Raw genomic sequence first — 14,821 nt, forward strand, 5'->3', positions numbered from 1 at the left:
AGTCATGATCGAAACGCCTGCGTTACGACGTCTGTTAGTAGTGGATCCCTGCGACGACTGCTATCGTCTGCTGCCGGGTCTGCGCTCTGTGGGCTGGGATGTTGACAGCTGTTCCCTGGAGAACGCCGCCGACCGAACGTGCGACGTCGGCCTCCTGCGATTACAACCTTTTCATCTGGAACGCCCGGAAGCGGTCAAAGAACTGATCAGCCGCAGCGGTACCGAGTGGATCGCCGTGCTCAACCAGGAAGTCCTGCGCCTGCAAAATGTCGGAGATTTCGTTTGCGAATGGTTTTTTGACTTCCATACCCTGCCGTTTGACGTGTCCCGGGTGCAAGTCACGTTGGGCCGCGCGTTCGGCATGGCGCGCCTGCGCGGGCAGGGCACGATTCATATTGATCAGCCTGAGCACGAGCTGCTTGGCGACAGCAAGCCGATTCGCGAGCTGCGCAAGTTACTGAGCAAGCTGGCGCCTACCGAGTCGCCGGTATTGATTCGTGGTGAAAGCGGAACCGGTAAAGAATTGGTCGCCCGCACGCTCCATCGACAATCCCAGCGTCACAACAAGCCGTTTGTGGCGATCAATTGCGGGGCCATTCCCGAACACTTGATCCAGTCGGAGCTGTTTGGTCATGAGAAGGGCGCCTTTACCGGCGCCCATCAGCGCAAGGTCGGTCGGATCGAAGCGGCGAATGGCGGCACATTGTTTCTCGACGAGATCGGTGACCTGCCACTGGAGTTGCAAGCCAATCTGCTGCGCTTTCTGCAGGAAAAACATATCGAGCATGTCGGCGGCAGCCAGCCGATTCCGGTGGATGTACGGGTGTTGGCGGCGACTCATGTCGACCTTGAGGCGGCCGTCGAGAAAAAAACCTTCCGTGAGGATTTGTACTACCGCCTTAACGTATTGCAGGTCGTCACCGCGCCGCTGCGTGAGCGTCATGGCGACTTATCCATGCTGGCCAACCACTTTTCCCACTTCTACAGCCATGAAACCGGGCGCCGCCCCCGCAGCTTCAGCGACGACGCCTTGATTGCCATGGGCAAGCACGACTGGCCGGGCAATGTTCGCGAGCTGGCCAACCGGGTACGTCGCGGGTTGGTACTGGCCGAAGGCCGGCAGATCGAAGCGCGAGACCTTGGGCTGATCAGCCAGCACGTCATTCCTGCGCCGATGGGCACGCTGGAAGACTACAAGACCCGCGCTGAACGCCAGGCCTTGTGCGATGTACTCAACCGCCACAGCGATAACTTGAGCATTGCCGCCAAAGTGTTGGGGATATCCAGGCCGACCTTTTACCGTTTGTTGCACAAACATCAGATCCGTTAGACGCAGATTTAATGTTCCACACACAAAAGCCCCGCTGGGATTGAAGTCGCAGCGGGGCTTTGTTGTGGTGGATCAGAAGTAGTACGGGAATTTCAGGCTGAAGGAGAAGTCTGGCGAGTCGTCGGTCAGGCCGATGGCCAGGTTGGGTACGATCGTCAGGTTATCGGAGGCGGCCAGGGTCATGCCGATGTTGAAGTTGGCCGAGTTGTAGTCGCTGTTGGAAATCGACTGCCAATCACCACCGTCCGGCCTGATCTTGCTCTTGCGGGCGAACTGATCGGTGAACGAGAACGACATACTCATCTTCTCGTTCAAGGCGAAGGCAATGCCGGCGCCGATCTGCCAGGAATCGCCCAGCTTTACGTCCCCTTTCACCTTGGAGCCGACCTGAGGGCTGATGTCGCTGAAAGAGTCCTGAACGTTGTAGGTGTAGGACAGGCTGCCGAACAGCACGGCAGGGTCGAAGGTCTTGACCAGCGAGATACCCGGGGTGATCGCCCAGACACCATTGCCGGTCGGCAAATCCTCGGGGACCGACAGGTTATCGTTGGTAGGGTCGCTGACCAGCTTGATGCCGTAGGGGTCCTTGCCGGTCGGCGCCTTGACGCGCAGTGTAGCAACCGCATCGGGCAGGCTGACCGACTCATCCAGAAACTTGTAGGCAACGCCAACGTTCACATCGCCGATGGTCGGGTCGCGAGTCACGGTGGCGTCAGACGTCACCGGACCAGCGCCACCAGCGCCGCCGGAGGAATACGTTGATTCGCGGTAAACCACGGGGACGTTAATGTCGAACTGCCAACGTTGTGCCACGTTGTAGCGGGCAGTCAGGTCCAGGGTCCAGTTGTCGGCCTTGATGCGGTCGAGGTTGATGTTGCCGAGGAAAATCGAGTCCAGTGCCAGGAAGCCGTTAAGCGTCAAGGCGCGGGTATCGTAGTGCGTGTAGGTCAGGCCGGTTTCGACGCTGAACTTGCCGCCACCGAAGAAGCCGCTGGCTTCGTCATACAGGTTGGAAACGCTTTGCGCAGGTTCCGAATCGTCCTTGAGCGATTGGCCATAGGAGCTGCCGGTGGTGCCCGGCGCACCAGCGGCGACCGCCTGGTTACCCCGGGAGGGTTCGGCGGGGGATTTGGTCAGGCGCTTGGGAACTGGTGGCTGCGGTGTTTCTTCGACTTGGCGAACGCGTTGCTCAAGTACCATCAACGCGTTCTGTTGTGCTTCGTAACGCTGTTTCAACTCCATGAGTTCTTGTTTTAGGATTTCGACCTGGGGGTCCGGTGCTGCGTATAGCATTGTGGCCGGGGCCAGGCTACTCAAACATACCAAAGCTCTGAACGTTGAAGATCGTTGCATGGGTTAGCCGTCCCTTCTGACTACATCTGATGAGACTGAGCGTAGATCAGAATCCGAGAGTGCGAAGACCTTTGAGCTGGTCCAGATTGCCGCTCACCGATCCGGCTGACGGCACGTTGTCACGCAGCACGACATTGAAGGATGTGAGGTTGCGGACCTGGTTGCTACTGCCGAGCAATGTCGTGTTCTGCATCAGGCCACCCTGGGCCAGGCGTTGCACGGTATTGCCCTGGTTGTTGTTGGCCACGATGTTGAATTGCACACCCGTACCGGTCGAGGTAACGCTCATTGAGCCCGCGCCATTGTTGCCGACCAACGTTGAGCCTGCGGCGAGTGCCTGGCCCTGCTGTTGCGTTGTTGGCGCTTGGTTTGCCTTGGTGACGTTGATATCAACGTTGTTGTAGGCCGTATTGTTGTCGCCGGCAGCCCGTACGACTTGAGTGACGCCTTCGGTGGTATTGAGGCCGTTGCCGCCAGTGACGGTGCCGGTGCCCGTGCTGGCGCCTTGCGAACGGGTTGATCCATTCCCTTTTTCGTCGATCATCGACACATAAAACTGTGGCTTGATGGTCGATTGTTGAATTTGCATCGTGGACGTTGCCCCGATCACTTCACCATTGGCATTTTGCCAAGTGCTGGTCATCGAAATGCCGAAACTGATAATCCGTCCTGGCATGACGTAGCGGCCTCGCAGAGTCGCCAGTTCCTGATCCTTCAGTTCAATGGGTTTGAACGTCTGTGCCTGGGTCGGCAGGCTGGCAGCCAGGCAGACCACGGCCAGCCAGATTGGAGTCTTCATGGGATGCTCCCGGAGCGTCGTGCTCCCTTGTTATTAGAAGAAGTCGCTTTGGATAAATCCAAAATCCATCAACTCTGCGTCCTGCACTGGGCTAAAGGCGTTGACGCGGTTCCTGGCGGTCAGCGGCATGGGCGGGTCGAGCAACGCATTGGTTTTGTCGTAACCCTGGCCGATGACGGCAAAGATGATGCCGTTCCAGCCTTTGATGAAGTCGTCGACTTTGTAGCGTTTATGACCGAGCACCGGATCTCCGATGTAGACCCAGCCCTGATGGACTCTTTGCATGACCACAAAGTGTTTGTAGCCACGGATATCCATGAGGACCACTACCGGGATTCTGATATCACTCAACGTTTCCGGTGCTACCCGATAGCCACGGGCTCGCATGCCGATGCTTTCCACGTAACGCTTCATGTCGAGCATGGAGAAGCCCTGGACACGGACAAGATCTTGATCAGAGTGTGCCAGCATGCCTTCGATGATCTGTTCTTCATTCACGTCCAGCCAATAGGCTTGGCGCAAGATGGTCGCCAGCGCCGCAGCGCCGCAACTGAAGTCGGTTTTCTGTTGTACCAGGTCGGCAAATTTGCGCTCGCGAACGCTCTGGATCGGCTTGTACACCAACGCGCCGCCCGGCAGGATGGAGAGCGGCATTTGTGCGGCCTCGATCACAGTGGCCACGCAAAGCAAAAATGCCAAGGCGAGAATACGCATGATTGGACGCCCTCTGGTGATGTTGAAAAAGGCCCCCGTAAGGGGGCCTCCAGAGACAGCATTTAGAACGATTGGTTGGAAATGGCCAACGAGTTGCTTTGTTGGTTGCCCACACCAGCCGCCACGTTGACGCCCAGGTTGCCACTGCCGCCATTCACCGAACCGCTCAGGGTTGCAGTGTTGGTCACAGGGTTGGCCCAGCCAGTTGGAGTCAGCACTTGATAAGAGTAGGTGTTGCTCAAATCATAAGAGCTGCTTTCACTGTAGCTTTTCGCTTTTGCATACTCAGACTCGGACGATTGACTGCCCGATTTTTCGTACGAGGAGTCAGACGACTTCGAGTACGACTTGTCATACGATTTTTCGAACGACGAATCGCGCGATCTGTCGTACGAGGAGTCGCGCGATCTGTCGTACGAAGAGTCGTGCGATCTGTCATACGATTTGTCTATCGATGCATCAAGCGTCGCGTCGAGCGATGCGTTAAGCGATGCGTCGGAAGACGAGCTGCGGGTGCGGTCGCCGAAGCCAAAATTGACGGTAGTGGAGTTGGAAGCCGCCGAAGTAGCGTCCAGCGTAGCGTTCAAGGATGCACTCAAAGAAGCGCTCGAAGAACCGCTTGCACTACTGCTGTTGGAACCGCTGGCATTGCTGCTGTTGGAACCGCTGGCATTACTGCTGTGAGAACCGCTTATATCAACGCTTTTTGACCCGCTGGCGTCATAGCTTTTGGAACCGGCTTTGTTCCAGCTGGAAGAAGCGCTTTGACTGCCGCTTGCCTCAAACGACTTATCTTTGGAGAAACTGCCGCTCGCCGTATTGGTAACGGTGATCGTATCAACGCGGTAGGTCCGATCAGCGTTGTTGTTCACGATCAGGCCGGGACCGTTTTGAACGGCGGACGCGGTGGCGGTTGCATTACCCAGTGGAGCATTGGCGTTGGCAATTGCCATGGTATTTTTCTGCTGGTTCAGATCGCCGCCAGCAATGTTGATACCCATGTTGCCGCTGCTACCGCCGCCGGATCCGCTCATCACGGCAGAGTTGGTGGAGCCAAAGTTGTCGACGCGGTTATTGTTGCTGACTTGCCTCACGTCAGCGGTGGCAGTGGCCGTGCCGAACACAAAGCTGTTATCGATCGCGGCGTTGTCGGAGGCTGCGTTGGCGATGGCGGCGGCGTTGTCTTGCTGGTTGCCGTTACCTGCCGCCACGTTGACGCCGACGTTGCCGCTCGCGCCTGCGGCCGAACTGCTCATCTCGGCCGAGTTTTCTGTCCCTTCATTCCAGATGCTATTGCCGGTACTGTTCTGCCGGTCCGTCGCATTGGCAGTCGCATTGATTGGGACCATTCTTGCAGGAGGGGTTTGTTGTTGGCCACCGTTGTGATGACCATGATGGTTGCCACGCCGATCATTTTGCCCAGCTTGTACAGCAACAGCCATGACCGCAGCAATTGCGAAAACCAGAGGCTTTAGTGCCATCGAAGGTTTCATGGTGATTCTCCGTACTTTATTTTAGGTTAAGTGTTGTTTCTTACCTTTTCGGGTCAATCCACGACCCTTACGCTCAGGGTATTGGCCATTCGGTTTCCCACCCCGGCGCTCTGATTCAACTGGATCACCCCACGGCTACCGGTGAATGCCTGGTCACTGGTAGTGACCTGGCGATGGCCTGGTGCAGAGTCAGTTGGATCGGAGTTGTTGAGCAGCGCCACGTTCTGTTGCATGAGGACGCTGTCGTCGATGCTTTGCGGCTGTTTACTAATGCTTATCCGCAGTGCGTTGGCTTGCTGGTTACTGGCGCCCGCGCTCTGGTTGACACCCAGTACGCCGTTGCCGTGACTGAAGGAGTCGCCCTGGATGTTGGACTGAGCATCAATTCTGGGGTCGACAACGGTGCGCAAACGCTGGCGAATCTGCGTGGTCGCACTGGCATTGGTACCAATAGCGATGGCCCGGGCGTTGGCCTGTTGCTGAAGATCGCCCGCCGCCTGGTTGACCGTGAGGTTGCCTTGGTACTGCATACCCGAGCCGTCGATGTTGGCGTTATTGATGACGGGAGGTTGGGCAAAGGTCGATGCACTGCAAAACATGGCGATCATCAGCAGCGAACGATTCATCTTAACGGTCTCCCGTTATGATTTTCAGAGCACCCAGGCCTTGCTGGATGTTGGAATTGACCATGTTGGCAATGCCATTGCCTGAATTTCCCGAACGTCCGGCAGGGAGGTTGGACAGTTGGGTTTGGTTGCTGATGTTGCCGCCCAGGTTGTTAGTGTTTTGAGTGACCAGGCGGTTGATGCCTGCACCACTGGCGACGTTGGCAAAATCGCCGTCGCTCAACTCGTTCGTTTGCTGGAGAATTTGTCTGGACGGGTTGGCATTGACGGTCGTGGGGTTAGGGTCGGGGATGAGCGGCGGGATGGTTGCGTTGCGGGTCTGCACATCACGTTTGATAGTTATGATGCCGTTGTCAGCCTGCACGGGCAGGCAGACTGTTGAGCCCAGTGCGCATCCGATCAGCAGGCTAAAGATGCTTCTATCAAATTTCCCCACGGCGGCAATTCCTTCTGTAAATGGAACGCTGGCCCTTATCAGCGTTGCGAGGTAGAGAGCAGAAGGTGTGCCGCTTTCGGTTATTCGTTTAAAAACAAGTGGTTGAATTAAATTGTCGGGGTGGTCAAAAAAATTGTGTAACGCCACTGAGACAGAGCTACGCAAAAACGACATCCATGCGGGCGGCGGTGCACGCTGGGGGGCGTTGAACGCAGGTTGTATCAGTGGCTTAACATTTTCTTGCAGGAACGCTCGGGCCGCTTTAGTTCGCGGGTTTGCGTGGGATTGGGTGTTTCAGGAATGGACAGTTGCTACGGGGCGGGGCACTCCGGTCAGGCCTTGAGCAAACGTGTCACAGCCTCGAATGCGGCGTCCTTGCGCTGTTGCCAGTCACCTTGCAGCACCTGACAAGGTTGGCGGTGCAGATCAAGCCATGCACGGCTGGCCTGAAAAAACGCCTGGCGTTCTGCCAGTTGCGGCTGGCACCGCTGCCCGTCGTCATGCCAGGCCACCGTTTCAGGGCTCAGCAGCAAATGCAGGTCGTAGTGCCGGGCCAGCAATGCTTGCTCGATCCATGCCGGGCAATCGCTAAACAACGTGCGACTCCAAAGGATATTGCTGAGTAGATGCGTATCGAGAATCAGCAGTGACGGTTGCCGGGCTCGCGCTTCGTCCTCCCACGTAAGCTGGCCATGAGCTATCGATGTAATGTCATCGTAGCGGGTATCTCGGGCTTCGCTTTCGATAAAGTGCCGAACGTACTCTTCGACCAATATGCCGCCAAAGTTGGCTTGTATCTCGCCCGAAAGCCAGCTCTTGCCGCTCGATTCCGGGCCAGTGAGTACCAACACTTTCATGCGTGCAAGGCCGGGTCAGCGCGCCATTCACGCCAGCCTTGTACGGCAAGCAACAGGAACAACGCATAGAGGGCAGCAGTCAGGTACATGCCTTTATAAAGGAACAGTCCGACGAAAATCACATCAAGGACGACCCACAACGGCCAGCACTGCACGCGTTTTTGCGCCATCCATAACTGCGCCACAAGGCTGAAACCGGTCAGCGCAGCATCAAGCCAGGGCTGCGCGGCATCTGTCCAGTGCGCCATGGCGGCGCCCAGCAGCAGACTGCCGATGGCACCGGCCGCAAGGCCCGCAGCGATCGATTTGCTCTCAAGCCGACTGACCTGCCGGCCGCTATTGGCTTCGCCCGCGCGGGTCCATTGCCACCAGCCGTAGAGCTGCAGCGCGGCGTAGATCACTTGCAGGAGCATGTCCGAATACAGCTTCACTTCAAAAAAGATCCAGCTATAAAGCAGCACCATGACCAGGCCGATCGGCCAGCACCAGGGGTTCTGTTTGACCGTCAACCAGACGGCGATCACGCCGAGGGTGGCGGCAAACAGTTCAAGGCCGGACATGGGGGTTCCTTGGTGAAAACGAAAGAGGGGGCGGATTGTACCCAGAGAGAAGGCCAATGCGTTAGCAACCCGAAACTGGCGTCTGACGCACACTTGTGGCGAGGGAGCTTGCTCCCGCTCGGCTGCGAAGCAGTCGCAAAGGCGCTATAGCGGTTTACCTGAAAAAACGGGATTGCCTATTTCAGGGCCGCTTCGCGGCCCAGCGGGAGCAAGCTCCCTCGCCACAGGGTTCTGTGTCTGCTTTTACACGCGGAACTGTTTGAGCAGGCTGTTCACCTGCTCGCTCAAGTCCTTGAGCCGAACGCTGGCCACACTCGATTGCTCGGCCGCCAGCGCGGTGCTGTGGGACAAGCCTGCCGCCTGGGTGACGTTCTGATTGATGTCTTCCACCACATGGGCTTGCTGCAGGGTCGCGCTGGCGATCGAGGCGTTCAGCCCGTTGAGGTTGCGCAGCGCCTGGCCGATGGCATTGAGGCTGGCGCCGGCCAGACCGGCCTGTTCGATGGTCAGTTGCGAGGCTCGACTGCTGTCGCCGATCACTTTCACCGCTGCTTCGGAGTGAGTCTGCAGGCGCTCGATCATCGACTGGATCTCCGCCGTGGACTTCTGGGTACGCTGGGCCAACAGGCGCACTTCATCGGCCACCACCGCAAAGCCACGGCCTTGTTCACCGGCGCGGGCAGCCTCGATGGCGGCGTTGAGTGCCAGCAGGTTGGTTTGCTCGGCGATGGAGCGGATCACCTCCAGGACACTGCCAATCTGGGTGCTTTCAGCGGCCAGGGTGCGAATCACTTCCACGGCTTGATCGATGGTGCCGGACAGTTTGTCGATCTGCTGCAAGCTGCCATCAATGTTGATCTGCCCCTGCTGCGCCTGGGATTCGGCATCGCGCATTTCGCTGGCCGCATGCTCGGCATTCTTGGCCACGTCCTGCACACCGTAAGTCACTTCGTTGATCGCAGTCGCCACCAGCTCCATCTGCTGGGACTGTTGCTGACTGCGTTGCTGGGCCTGGGCGGCGTCATTGCCCAGTTCGCTGGACGACTGGCCCAGGGCGCTGGCGGACACTTGCAGTTCGCTGATCACCCCTCGCAGTTTGGCAGTGAAGGCATTGAAGTGCCGGGCCAGTTGCGTGACTTCATCCTGGCCATGGGTGTCGAGGCTGCGGGTCAGATCGCTTTCGCCGCTGGCGATGTTGGCCATGGCGTTCACCGTGTCCTGAAGCGGTCGCACGATACTGCGAGCGATCATGATCACCAGCAACGCCATGATCAGCGCAATCACCAGGCCGACGAACGAAGCCTTCCAGACCTGGCCGTAGAACTCTGCCTGCATGTCATCGATGTACACGCCCGAACCGATCACCCAGCCCCAAGGTTCGAACAATTTGACGTAGGAGGTTTTCCCGACCGGGTCGCTGGCGCCCGGCTTAGGCCAGCGGTAGTTGACCGTACCGGCGCCTTTGGCCTTGGCGACGGCCACCATTTCGTTGAACAGCGCAAAACCGTCCGGGTCGCGGATCGCCGAGAGGTTTTGCCCATCGAGTTTGGGGTTGGCCGGGTGCATCACCATCACCGGCGTCAGGTCGTTGATCCAGAAATAGTCGTTCTGGTCATAACGCAGCCCGCGCACGGCGGTCAGTGCCTGCTTCTGCGCGGCATCGCGGGTGAGTGTGCCGGCGGTTTCCAGGCCGTGGTAGTAAGTCAGAATGCCGCTGGCGGTCTGCACTACGTGCTGGGTTTTCTGGGCTTTTGCCTGGTATAGATCGGTATGGATCTGCTTGAGCATCAACACGCCCAACGTCAACAACATCAATACCGACACAATCAAGATGAGCCACAAGCGTCGGCTGATCGACACACTGCGCAAGCTGTTCATAACGCTGTCACTCCGATTTCTTTTTCTTGTAATAAACGATTGCCAGCATCCAACCACGCTTTGCCGGTCGGGCCTATACGACCCAAGTCTCATTACGCGGCAGCGTTATCGGGGCTTGTCTGATAGGATTTCGGCCCCGCGCGGAAAAACCTGAATCCAAGTTGATTTTTCACGGAGTTTTTACGGCTCCGTCTGGATCCTTTGCGCGCGGGACTTCAGCTACGCTTGGCGCGGTGAACGCTTAAAAAACTAATGGGGCATGCCTTGGCGCATCGCCTTTGGGGGATTGATGGAACTTTGGACCGCCTTGCAGGCATTGATTTTAGGGGTTGTAGAAGGGCTGACGGAATTTTTGCCCATTTCCAGTACCGGTCACCAAATCATAGTCGCGGACTTGCTCAACTTCGGTGGCGAACGCGCGATGGCTTTCAACATCATTATCCAGCTCGGGGCGATCCTGGCGGTGGTGTGGGAATTTCGCCGAAAGATCTTCGACGTGGTCGTCGGTTTGCCGACACAACCAAACGCCCGGCGTTTTACCGCCAACCTGTTGATCGCTTTCCTGCCTGCGGTGGTATTGGGGGTGATTTTTGCCGATCTCATCCACGAATACCTGTTCAACCCGATCACCGTGGCCACGGCGTTGGTTGTGGGCGGGATCGTGATGTTGTGGGCGGAGCAGCGTCAGCATGAAGTGCATGCCCACACTGTCGACGAAATCACCTGGAAAGATGCCTTGAAAGTCGGTTTCGCCCAGTGCCTGGCCATGATTCCCGGGACCTCGCGTTCCGGCTCGACCATCATCGGCGGCTTGCTGTTCGGGTTGTCGCGCAAGACGGCCACCGAGTTCTCGTTCTTTCTGGCGATGCCGACCATGGTCGGTGCGGCGGTGTATTCGGGCTACAAATACCGCGACCTGTTCGTACCGGCTGATCTTCCGGTGTTTGCGATCGGCTTCGTCACGGCGTTCATCTTCGCGATGATTGCCGTCAGAGGCTTGCTGGTGTTCATCGGCAGCCACAGCTACGCGGCATTCGCCTGGTATCGCATTGCGTTCGGCCTGTTCATCCTGGCCACCTGGCAATTCGGCTGGGTCGATTGGGCCGCCGCACGCCCATGAATGACTCCAGCGCGCGCAACAATCCCGGACGCAGGTCCGGGGGCGAGCGGGTCCAGCACCCTCGGCTGAAATTGCTGGTGTTGGCGATCCTGTGCGCGCTGCCGCTGACAGGCTCGATGTCGTTGTGGCTGCATGGGGTGTCGCTGATTCCGCTGGCGGCTTACGGCATCGTCAGCGTGCTGGCGTTCTTCCTGTACTGGAGCGACAAGCGCAAGGCTCGCGCCGACAGCTGGCGGACACCGGAGAACGTGTTGCACGCGGTGGAGCTGGCGGGCGGTTGGCCGGGTGCCTTGCTGGCCCAGCAAGTGTTTCGGCACAAGACTCGCAAGGTCTCGTTCCAGCTGGTGTTCTGGCTCATTGTGCTGATGCATCAAGTGTTCTGGATCGACCAGCTGTTTCTTGGTGCGCATCTGTTTGCGCTGTTTTAAAGCAGCAGGCTGACCTGGGTGCGCTTGGGCAGCTTGCTCACCACCAGTTGATGGGAACGTTGCAACAACGCCTGAAGTTCCTCGGATCCCAGCGGGTAGGGCGTTTGCATGATGATCCACTGGGCCCGCGCCAGGTACGGCGCCGGGTGAATCCCCGGGCGGTCGCAATGCCCGAGGAACAGATCCTTGTCGACCTTGAACGCCAGGGAATCGCCGCGCAGGTTCTGCAAGGCGAACATCTTGTTCCCGGCAATCGAAAACACCCGAACGCCTCCCCACTTGTAGTCTTCCCGCGCACCGGGTAGCGCGAGACAGAATTGCGCGACGTCCTCTTCGCTCATGCGTCCAGCCTTCATATCAATCGGTCCCCACAGGCATTGAATGATTCGATCAAATGGTCGATCCAGGCCCGCACGGCCGGCATCACCCCGCGCCGATGAGGGTAGACCGCTTGCAGCCAGCCGCCAGGCAATGACCAGTCGGGTAGCAACTGCACCAGCGAACCATTTTCCAGCTCCTGTTCGCAATACATCATCGGCAGCATGGTGAACCCCTGGCCGGCGAGCGTGCAGGCCTTGCGCACGATGAAATCGTCAATGCCCAATCGCGCTTCCAGGCTCAAATCGTAGCTTTTTCCCTGCTGATCGAGCATGCGAATGTGCACCAGGCGGTCGGCTTCCAGCGCACCAAGCACCGGCAAGGATTTCAGGTCTTCGGGGTGGTTGATCTCACGCCCGTGCAGGAAGGCCGGGCTGGCGACCATCGCCATCTGTGCCTGGCGCAAGCGACGGGTCACCAGCAACGGATCTTCATCGCCCAACTCACGGACCCGCAGCGCGACATCGACGCCTTCGGTGACCAAGTCGACCCGGCGATTGAGCAGCATGACTTCCAATTGCACCTGAGGGTGTTTTTCGAGGAAGCGGCTGATCACCGTCGGCAGCATTTCGTGGGCCAGCCCGACGGGGCAGGACACCCGCAAGCGTCCGCGAGGTTCGCTGGACATACTCGCCACGGCTTCATCGGCCATCTCGGCTTCCAGCAGCATCGCCTGACAGTGCCGCAGGTAACGTTCGCCCACCGCCGTCAGCTTGAGTTGCCGGGTGGTACGTTGCAGCAGGCGCGCGCCGAGGCGTTCTTCCAGCTCGGCAATGCGCCGCGACAATCGGGACTTGGGAATCCCCAGCAAACGCCCGGCTGCGGCGAAGCCACCGGCTTCGACCACTTTGGCGAAATAGTAAAGGTCGTTGAGGTCTTGCATGATTGGAAATCCGATTGTTCTATCAGTGGGACGAACTATCGCATTGTTGCGGACTAATCAGCTATTGGTTTCATCTGTAGGATCCTCCCCATCAGATCGCCCGGTGGCGATCCTCACCTGGAGATCCCTTATGAAACTGCTGCATATCGATTCGAGCATTCTTGGTGACAACTCGGCTTCCCGTCTGCTGAGCAGCGAAGTCGTCAAAGCCTGGCAAGCCGCCGAGCCAACCGCGGTGGTGACCTACCGCGACCTGGCCGCCGATGCCATCAGCCATTTCTCCGCCACCACCCTGGTTGCCGCCGGCACCACCGCTGAACTGCGCAACGCCGCGCAACAGCACGAAGCCGAACTCAGCGCCACCACCCTGGCCGAATTCCTCGCGGCCGACGCCGTTGTCATCGCAGCGCCGATGTACAACTTCACCATCCCGACCCAACTCAAGGCCTGGATCGACCGCATTGCCGTTGCCGGCCAGACCTTCCGCTACACCGAAGCGGGCCCTGAAGGCCTGTGCGGTGGCAAGAAAGTCGTGATCGTCTCGACGTCCGGCGGTCTGCATGCCGGTCAGGCGACTGGCGTTGCGCACGAAGAGTACTTGAAGGTGCTGTTCGGCTTCATCGGCATCACCGACATTGAGTTTGTTCGTGCCCATGGCCTGGCCTACGGTGACGAAGTGCGCACCAAAGCCATGAGCGATGCCCACACGCAAATCAGCGAGCAATTGTTCGCCGCCGCGTAAGGCTTGCGTAAAGCGCTCAAACAGCTCAGGCACCACCCAAAAAACTCTGTATTCTGATCACGCAAGTGCCAGATGCAGGGTTTTTTGTTTCTGGTCATTACAGGTTGTGGCCCGGGTTATGCAGTCGAGGGTTACCGACTCCGGTCCAGTAACAAGGTGGGGCATCCCATGGTGCGTCTTTGTGCAATGTTTCTGATTTGCCTGCTCAGCAGCCTGAATTCAGTGCACGCCGCGCCTGCGCCGCACCCTCACTGGAGCGTCGGCTTCCATGAGATGAGTTTTCTCGATCCTCTGGACTTGCAGCCGATGCGCGCCATCGCGTTCTATCCCTCGAGCGACCGGGAACACACCAGCAAAATCGAGGGTTACACGGTCGAGGCAGGGGAAGACACCCGCGTCGCCATGGGCCGTTTCCCGATGCTGATGCTGTCCCACGGCAACACCGGTACCCCGCTGGCGCTGCACGACCTCGCCACCTCGCTGGCACGCAAAGGGTTTGTGGTGGTGGCGGTGATCCATCCCGGTGACAACTCCCAAGACCACAGCCGCCTCGGTACGTTGAGTAACCTTTACGGCCGGCCCATCCAGATTTCCGAAGCCATTACCGCGACCTTGGGCGACCGTATGCTCGCGCCTTTCGTCAATGCCGATCAGGTCGGCGTGATCGGTTACTCGGCGGGCGGCGAAACGGCGCTGATCCTCTCCGGCGCCACGCCTGACTTGGATCGTCTGCGCCGCTACTGCCAGGAACGCCCGGACGACCACGATGCCTGCAACACCCAGGGCGAGCTGATTGTCGACCGGGATGATTTGCAGCCTGTGGCGGATCCACGTGTCCATGCCTTGCTGCTGATGGCGCCGCTGAGTCTGAAATTCGGCCGCCACACCCTGGCCGACGTGCATGTGCCGGTGCTGCTCTACAGCGGTGATGGCGACAAACTGGTGGCGTTCGACAAAAATGCCGCCGCCTTGGCGCGCAAGCTGCCGATTGCACCAGACTTCAAATTGCTGGCTGGGGCAGGGCACTTCGTGTTCATGGCGCCGTGCAATGAAGAGCAGATCGCCGCCATGCCGGCGCTGTGCACCGATGCAGATGGTGTTGACCGCGAAGACATCCATCGCAACATGGTGTCCGAAGCCGGGCGGTTCTTCTCGCACGCGCTGGGCAAGCCTACCCGGGCCGGGATGCAGACTGCGGATCAGTAATTTCCACGCCAGCCCTGC

The 14,821-nt window shown here is 58.6% G+C and carries 16 protein-coding genes; 5 read left to right on the forward strand and 11 right to left on the reverse strand.

Translation table 11 applies throughout. The annotated features are described in order from the left end of the window. The first annotated feature begins 4 nt into the window (after positions 1-4). Complete coding sequence (locus tag BLU63_RS26680; protein ID WP_010460554.1) at positions 5-1,330, forward strand: sigma-54 dependent transcriptional regulator; 1,326 nt, start codon at positions 5-7, stop codon at positions 1,328-1,330. Between the two features lie 72 nt (positions 1,331-1,402). On the opposite strand, the gene BLU63_RS26685 is transcribed toward BLU63_RS26680, so the two are convergent. The 9 genes from BLU63_RS26685 to BLU63_RS26725 all read right to left on the reverse strand — a co-directional run bounded on the left by BLU63_RS26685 (position 1,403) and on the right by BLU63_RS26725 (position 10,046). Next, complete coding sequence (locus tag BLU63_RS26685) at positions 1,403-2,683, reverse strand: hypothetical protein (protein ID WP_010460551.1); 1,281 nt, start codon at positions 2,681-2,683, stop codon at positions 1,403-1,405. Positions 2,684-2,729: 46 nt separating this feature from the next. Then, positions 2,730-3,482 (reverse strand): hypothetical protein, encoded by a 753-nt coding sequence (locus BLU63_RS26690; RefSeq protein WP_083376683.1) that lies wholly within the window; start codon positions 3,480-3,482, stop codon positions 2,730-2,732. A 33-nt stretch (positions 3,483-3,515) separates the two neighbouring features. Further along, complete coding sequence (locus BLU63_RS26695) at positions 3,516-4,196, reverse strand: C39 family peptidase (protein WP_077747799.1); 681 nt, start codon at positions 4,194-4,196, stop codon at positions 3,516-3,518. A gap of 62 nt (positions 4,197-4,258) precedes the next feature. Then, on the reverse strand, positions 4,259-5,689 hold the full coding sequence (locus BLU63_RS26700) for a hypothetical protein (protein WP_042932036.1): 1,431 nt from the start codon (positions 5,687-5,689) through the stop codon (positions 4,259-4,261). A 53-nt stretch (positions 5,690-5,742) separates the two neighbouring features. Then, positions 5,743-6,315, reverse strand: coding sequence for an adhesin (locus tag BLU63_RS26705; RefSeq protein ID WP_083376684.1), 573 nt, complete (start codon positions 6,313-6,315; stop codon positions 5,743-5,745). A gap of 1 nt (position 6,316) precedes the next feature. Continuing rightward, complete coding sequence (locus BLU63_RS26710; RefSeq protein ID WP_010460541.1) at positions 6,317-6,751, reverse strand: hypothetical protein; 435 nt, start codon at positions 6,749-6,751, stop codon at positions 6,317-6,319. A 332-nt stretch (positions 6,752-7,083) separates the two neighbouring features. Next, on the reverse strand, positions 7,084-7,608 hold the full coding sequence (locus BLU63_RS26715; RefSeq protein WP_083376685.1) for an AAA family ATPase: 525 nt from the start codon (positions 7,606-7,608) through the stop codon (positions 7,084-7,086). Continuing rightward, the gene (gene pnuC / locus BLU63_RS26720; RefSeq protein WP_083376686.1) at positions 7,605-8,168 is read right to left on the reverse strand and encodes a nicotinamide riboside transporter PnuC; all 564 of its coding nucleotides are present in this window, start codon (positions 8,166-8,168) and stop codon (positions 7,605-7,607) included. The genes BLU63_RS26715 and pnuC overlap by 4 nt, the downstream gene beginning before the upstream one ends. Positions 8,169-8,411: 243 nt before the next feature. Further along, positions 8,412-10,046 carry a methyl-accepting chemotaxis protein gene (locus BLU63_RS26725; protein WP_083376687.1) on the reverse strand — a complete coding sequence of 545 codons (1,635 nt, stop codon included), beginning with the start codon at positions 10,044-10,046 and terminating at the stop codon, positions 8,412-8,414. A gap of 289 nt (positions 10,047-10,335) precedes the next feature. On the opposite strand from BLU63_RS26725, the gene BLU63_RS26730 reads away from it, so the two are divergent. Together BLU63_RS26730 and BLU63_RS26735 are read left to right on the forward strand one after the other, a co-directional pair. Next, on the forward strand, positions 10,336-11,166 hold the full coding sequence (locus BLU63_RS26730) for an undecaprenyl-diphosphate phosphatase (protein WP_042932039.1): 831 nt from the start codon (positions 10,336-10,338) through the stop codon (positions 11,164-11,166). Beyond that, positions 11,163-11,594 (forward strand): DUF1294 domain-containing protein, encoded by a 432-nt coding sequence (locus tag BLU63_RS26735; protein ID WP_010460531.1) that lies wholly within the window; start codon positions 11,163-11,165, stop codon positions 11,592-11,594. The genes BLU63_RS26730 and BLU63_RS26735 overlap by 4 nt, the downstream gene beginning before the upstream one ends. On the opposite strand, the gene BLU63_RS26740 is transcribed toward BLU63_RS26735, so the two are convergent. Both BLU63_RS26740 and BLU63_RS26745 read right to left on the reverse strand, forming a co-directional pair. Next, positions 11,591-11,950, reverse strand: a complete 360-nt coding sequence (locus BLU63_RS26740; protein ID WP_083376688.1) for an MmcQ/YjbR family DNA-binding protein — start codon at positions 11,948-11,950, stop codon at positions 11,591-11,593. The two genes, BLU63_RS26735 and BLU63_RS26740, sit on opposite strands and share 4 nt — an antisense overlap. Beyond that, entirely contained in the window at positions 11,947-12,855 is a 909-nt protein-coding gene (locus BLU63_RS26745; RefSeq protein ID WP_010460527.1) for a LysR substrate-binding domain-containing protein, read from the reverse strand. The genes BLU63_RS26740 and BLU63_RS26745 overlap by 4 nt, the downstream gene beginning before the upstream one ends. A gap of 130 nt (positions 12,856-12,985) precedes the next feature. Between BLU63_RS26745 and BLU63_RS26750 the strand changes: the two genes are divergently transcribed. Further along, on the forward strand, positions 12,986-13,597 hold the full coding sequence (locus BLU63_RS26750) for an FMN-dependent NADH-azoreductase (RefSeq protein WP_077747806.1): 612 nt from the start codon (positions 12,986-12,988) through the stop codon (positions 13,595-13,597). Positions 13,598-13,765: 168 nt separating this feature from the next. Further along, positions 13,766-14,803 (forward strand): alpha/beta hydrolase family protein, encoded by a 1,038-nt coding sequence (locus BLU63_RS26755; protein ID WP_083376689.1) that lies wholly within the window; start codon positions 13,766-13,768, stop codon positions 14,801-14,803. Positions 14,804-14,821: the final 18 nt, after the last annotated feature.

Origin of the sequence: Pseudomonas mandelii (assembly GCF_900106065.1) — a bacterium.
Lineage (GTDB): Bacteria > Pseudomonadota > Gammaproteobacteria > Pseudomonadales > Pseudomonadaceae > Aquipseudomonas > Aquipseudomonas mandelii.